The organism is Thermomicrobiales bacterium, from assembly GCA_041390825.1.
Taxonomy (GTDB): domain Bacteria; phylum Chloroflexota; class Chloroflexia; order Thermomicrobiales; family UBA6265; genus JAMLHN01.
This window is the reverse complement of sequence record JAWKPF010000070.1, coordinates 1-5,832: the sequence shown is the minus strand read 5'-3', so window position 1 is coordinate 5,832 and position 5,832 is coordinate 1. Positions and strand designations below refer to the sequence as shown.

The following is a 5,832-nucleotide window of genomic DNA, read 5'->3' as shown; positions in this document are numbered from 1 at the left end:
TAGGGAACTGGCGACTGACAACTGGCAACTAGCGACTGACGACTGGCGACTGGCAACTAGCGACTGACAACTGGCAACTGGCAACTAGTGACTGGAAACGGCGGTGGGATCGACCGTGACGCTCTGGAGAGCCGGGATTCAGCACCGAGTGTGGATGACGGGTAACCAGCCCGGGCACGATGATCTGCTGCCCAGGCCCGCGCTCGTTGCCAAACGTGCCACTTGGGGATAGTATAAGAACATCTGTTCTCATTTGTCAAGGCATGCGACTCCAAGAAACCGGCGCCACGCTCGCAGGGATAAGTTCGGATTGACGACATGGAACGCATGTTCTATTCTCTGTGGCAAACAACCCACTTTGTCAATGTTCGATGCCCCAAGAGGAGTGCATGCTGTACGCGCATACCCCGAATGAGGATGGTGAATGGCATGCGCTGGCGTGTCACCTGCAGGATGTCGCCGAGCTGGCGGAGAAGCATGCGGCGGCGTTCGGGTCGGGAAATGCGGCTTGGTGGGCGGGGATTTTGCATGACTCGGGGAAAGCCGGTGTGGACTTCCAGCGGTATCTCGCGTTGTGCGCCGAGCAACCGGATCGGAGACATCAGACCATCGATCACAAGGGCGCGGGATTCTTGCGGGTGATCGAGTTGATGCCTGAGCTGGCATTTCTCGTCCAGGGGCATCATGGCGGATTGATCGATGCCGGAGAGATGGAGCTGAAAGGAACGGCGCTTGCTCGGCGAGCACCCGCGCTGCAAGAGACGCTGGAGCGGTTCGATGCACTTGGGGTGATTCCACAGGATCGAGCGAGACCGGAGATTCCCGAGTTTGCCCAGACGAATCGGCATGCGCTGGAGTTCTGGTTGCGCATGCTCTTCTCGGCACTGGTGGATGCCGATCATTTCGATACGGAACGGCATTGGCATCCGGAGGTGGCAGCGCAGCGTGGCAGCGAGGTCACCATACAGGAGCTTTGGGAACGGTTTGCGGCCGATCAGGCGGCATTCATCGCGCAGCTTTCCCCGCAGCAACAGGCAATGCCGGTCAACCAGGTACGGGGCGAGGTATACGCCGCCTGCATGGCCGCAGCGGAGCAAGAATCGGGGTTTTTCCGATTGACGGTGCCGACGGGTGGGGGCAAGACGCGATCTGGACTGGGGTTCGCGCTGCGGCATGCAACGCGGAACGGGCTGCGCCGTGTGATTCTGGCCGTGCCATATCTGACGATCACCGATCAGACGGCACGAATCGTGCGGTCGATTTTTCCCGATGACCGCGTGGTGTTGGAGCACCATAGCGCGGCGGATGCTGCCAACGATGACGAGGCTGGATCGCAGGACGAGCACGCACAGTGGCGACGACTGGCAGCGCAGGATTGGAATGCGCCGTTGATCATCACAACGATGGTGCAGCTCTTCGAGAGTCTGCTCGGCCGGAAGACCAGTGTCTGCCGCAAGCTGCACCGGATCGCTGGCAGCGTGATCGTGCTGGATGAGGCGCAGACGATTCCTCTGGAACTGCGCGAGCCGATCTATGACGTGCTGCGTGAGTTGGTGGCGAACTATGGGGTGACGGTAGTGCTCTGCACGGCCACGCAACCGGCGGTGGATTGGCTGCCGGTGGAATTGGCGCCGGTGGAGATCGTGTCTGAGCCGGCACGGCACTTTCGGGCGCTGCAGCGGGTGGACTATGTCTGGCCGCAACAGGATGAGGCCCCCTGGAACTGGGAGCGGGCGGCCGAGGAAATGCGCACCAACGAGCAAGCACTCGCAATCGTCAATACGGTGGCGGATGCCGCTGCGCTCTTCGATGCACTCGGAGAGGGAGTGGGGCATTTCCATCTCTCGTCACGGATGTGCGGAGCGCACCGGCGGGATGTTGTGGACCTGGTGCGCGGCCGGTTGCGAGCTGGACTGCCATGTCGCCTGGTAAGCACGCAGGTGGTGGAGGCCGGGGTCGATCTCGATTTTCCGCTCTTGTTGCGGGCGTTCGGTCCGCTGGACCGGATCGTGCAAGCGGCTGGACGTTGCAATCGAGAGGGTCGACTGCCCAGGGGTGGGCGGGTCGTGATCTTCCGTCCAGAAGAGGGAGGCACGCCGCCGGGACCCTATCGCATCAGCACCGAAGCGACGGGCAACTTTCTGGAGTGGGAGGGCGATGCACTGGATCTCAACGATCCGGCGTTGTTCGATCGGTATTTCCGGAGTCTGTATCGCGATATTCCCGGAGACAGCAAGGGAATTCAGCAAGAACGGCAATCCCGTAACTTCCGGACGGTGGAGGAGCGGTTCCGCATGATCGACAACGAAGATCAGGTGCCGGTGCTGGCGCGATATCGGGGGTTGGATCGGGATCCGTATGACAACGGAAAGCCAGCATCGGAGAAGCTGGCGGATTCGATCCAGTGGGCAGTCGACACGCGTAACTCGAAGGCGCTCCGTGCGCTCATCCGTGAGGCGCAACCCTTTTTGGTCAATGTTCGCCGGAACTGGTTGACGGCGGGCGATACGCAGGAGCTGACGGACGATGTGCTCCTTTGGCTGCCGGAGTACGACAACCGATTGGGGTTGGTCAGCGGGCGGATGGATGTGGAGCGGTTGATCGTGGGGTGATACGACATGTTTGGTTCGTTTCGTGCCCACCGTTGAAACGCTGGGCTAACACACCCCCGGAATCGGCGCAGGGTTGGGCCAATACGAAGAGTCTTTCGGGAGTTGCGCGAACGAGATGGCCAACCGTACAAGTGAGAAGACCGGGAAGTTGCTCCAGTGAATGATGGCATGAGGTACTTGTTGACATTGCTAACAACACCTCTTAGGATGAATACATATTCCTTATATGTGTACTTTCACTCCTTTTTGCGCCGGTAGAACGCTCCGGCGAGGATCGAAACCTTATCGATGTGCTTTCGATGCGCGCTCGCCAGGTCGGCGAGGGCTTGGATGGTTGTACGTCAGGAGGCGAGGACCGTGGAGTTCGATCGTCCGGTGGAGGTGAAGGTTTGGGGCGACTTCGCCTGTTTCACCCGACCGGAAATGAAGGCGGAGCGGGTCACCTATCCGGTGATCACGCCGTCGGCGGCACGGGGAGTGTTGGAGGCGATCTACTGGAAGCCGGAATTTACCTGGTCGGTGCGCGAGATCGTGGTGCTGAATCCGATCAGCTATTTCTCGATCTTGCGGAATGAAGTGAATTCCCGCGCGAGTGACCGTTCGGCGAGGAATTGGCAGTCCAACGGCGGAGGCTTTTTCGCAAGTGACGACCGCGCGCAACGAAACACGCTGGCGCTGCGGGATGTGGCCTACGTGATCCGGGCAGATGTGATTCCGGCGACGCCTACGCCGGGACAAGAAGCGAAGCACCGGGATGTCTTTCGGCGACGGGTAGCGCGGGGGCAGTGTTTCGCGCAGCCGTATCTGGGGACGCGCGAGTTCACAGCGTCGTTCGGGGAAGCGGGTCCGGGCGATGCGCCACAGGACCTGACCATGGACCTGGGGCGCATGTTGCACGATCTCGCATTTGTCCCAGGGGGCAACGGCGCGGCCAAGCCGATCTTCTTCGATGCCCGATTGGAGCGTGGGGTCTTGCGTGTGCCGGCACTGGCAAGAGCGGCGGCCTGAGATGTTGATTCAGGAGTTGCGCGCTTACGCGGAAGACCGATTGGCGCTGCCACCGCCGATGTATCAAGAGCAACCGATTCGCTATCTGATTGCGCTGCGAGCCGACGGCACGATGGTGGGAACGATGCGCGATCTTTCCTCGCCCCAGGACAAGAAGCTCAAGCGCGGTCTGCCGATGCTGGCGCCGCATGTAAAGCGCACTGTGGGAATCCGGCCCAAGTTGCTGGCAGATACGGCGCCCTATGTGCTGGGTCTTGCCGGGGATGGCGCCAAAGGCGGCCGCGCGGAGCAACAGCATACCCAGTTCGTGGAACTGGTCGATCAATGCCGGGAGGCAACGGGCGAACCCTCGGTGGCCGCGGTGAGCAGCTTTCTGGCGGCGCTCGATCGCGACACGTTGCCATTGCCGGCGGATTTTGACCCCACAGGAACGATCACATTCGAGATTGGACCCGAGCGGGAGCGGCCGATCGACTTGCCATCGGTGCGCGCGTTCTGGGCCAGTATGAACAGCGCGGAAGAGGACGGCGACAACGCGGCGCTGCTGACGTGCATCGGTTGTGGGCAGCAACGTTCCGCGCTGGAACGGCACCCCATCAAGATCAAAGGGGTGCCTGGGGGCCAGATCCTGAAAGACCTGGTTTCGGCCAACGCGGCGGCGTTCGAATCGTACGGGCTGACGGCATCGCAGATTGCGCCGATGTGCCAGTCATGCGCGGAGGCGTATGGCAATGCGTTGAATGCGCTGTTGGCCGACAAACGCACCTCGCTCTGGATGAAAGAGGGGGCCTATGCGTTCTGGACGAGGCGGGATGTGGACTTTGCGCCAGTCAGCCTGTTTCTGAATCCCGATGAGCATCAGGTGGTGGTGCGATCACTGCTGGACGCGTGGAAACGGGGGACCGCCGCCGCGCTCGAGCTCGACCCGACGCCGTTTTTCGGGGTTGGGCTCGGGGCAAGCGGAGCGCGGCTGGTGGTGCGGGATTGGATCGACACGTCGGTGGGCGATGCCAAGACCCGGCTGGGACGGTATTTCGCGTTGCAGCAGATGGTGGAGTGGGACGGATCGCCGGGAGAAGCAGTTGCACTCTATCGCCTGACTGGAGCGACGGTGCGCGATTCACGCAAGGACGATCCGCCGCCGGTCGTTTCCCGCTCGCTGATCCGGTTGGCGTTGGTGGGCTCACCGTTGCCGATGGACTTGCTGTACCTGGCAGTGCGACGCAACCGCGCCGCACAGGATGTGACGCGCGAGCGGGCGATGCTCATCAAGATGGTGTTGTGTTCCCAAGGGAATGAAGGAGACGAAACGACGATGTCCGATCTCGATCAGGAGAACATCAATCCGGCGTATTTGTGCGGTCGATTGCTCGCCGCGCTCGATCAGATCCAGGGGTTGGCGATTCGCAACGCGAACGCCGGCATCGTGGACAAGTTCTACGGTTCGGCATCGAGCGCGCCGGCCTCGGTGTTCGGCACGTTGCTGCATGGAGCGCAGGCGCACATGGGCAAGCTGCGGCGAGACATGCCGGGCGCGCACTACCGGTTGGAGCAGGAACTGGAAGAAATCACCGCGCCGCTGGCGAGCTTTCCCAAGACATTGACATTGGAGGAGCAAGGGTTGTTCGCGTTGGGGTTCTATCACCAGCGGGCGGCCAACCGGCGGGCAGCGCGAGATGCGAAAGCGCGGAACGAAGCTGCCTCCAACGACGAGGTGTAGCCCCGGGGACTTGGGATTCAGGGAACAAGAGATTCCTCCGCTTCGGTCGGAATGACGGAGGGCGGATACAGAGGTCCGCTACGACAAACGCGAACGACACGAGACATGAAAGGAATGGGAGTTCGATGACGACTGTGCATACCGACGTGACGAAGCGACACGATGCGGTGCTGTTGTTCGATGTGAGCGACGGAAACCCGAATGGCGATCCAGATGCGGGGAATCTGCCGCGGGTGGATCCGGAGACGATGCAGGGGTTGGTGACGGATGTGGCGATCAAGCGCAAGGTGCGCGATTTCGTGGATGCGGTGCGCGGGACGGAAGAGCGCTACAAGATTTACGTGCAGGACAAGGGGATTGCGCTCAATGCGCAACACGAGCGGGCCTACACCGATCTTGGCGTCAAGCCAAGCGGCACGAAGCAGCCACGCGAGGATGTGAACCGGGCACGCGACTGGATGTGCGCCAATTTCTTCGATGTGCGCACATTTG

Annotated in this window: 4 protein-coding genes; all 4 read left to right on the top strand. The window is 61.4% G+C overall.

All coding sequences use genetic code 11. The annotated features are described in order from the left end of the window. Positions 1-389: 389 nt before the first annotated feature. Positions 390-2,612 (top strand): CRISPR-associated helicase Cas3', encoded by a 2,223-nt coding sequence (gene cas3 / locus R2855_19785; GenBank protein ID MEZ4533246.1) that lies wholly within the window; start codon positions 390-392, stop codon positions 2,610-2,612. Positions 2,613-2,969: 357 nt separating this feature from the next. Then, positions 2,970-3,620, top strand: coding sequence for a type I-C CRISPR-associated protein Cas5c (gene cas5c / locus R2855_19780; GenBank protein ID MEZ4533245.1), 651 nt, complete (start codon positions 2,970-2,972; stop codon positions 3,618-3,620). A gap of 1 nt (position 3,621) precedes the next feature. Beyond that, a complete protein-coding gene (cas8c, locus tag R2855_19775) occupies positions 3,622-5,340 on the top strand; it encodes a type I-C CRISPR-associated protein Cas8c/Csd1 (protein ID MEZ4533244.1) in 1,719 nt (572 codons plus the stop codon). Positions 5,341-5,465: 125 nt separating this feature from the next. Continuing rightward, positions 5,466-5,832, top strand: a 367-nt coding sequence (locus tag R2855_19770) for a type I CRISPR-associated protein Cas7 (GenBank protein MEZ4533243.1), incomplete at its 3' end; no start/stop codon positions are given.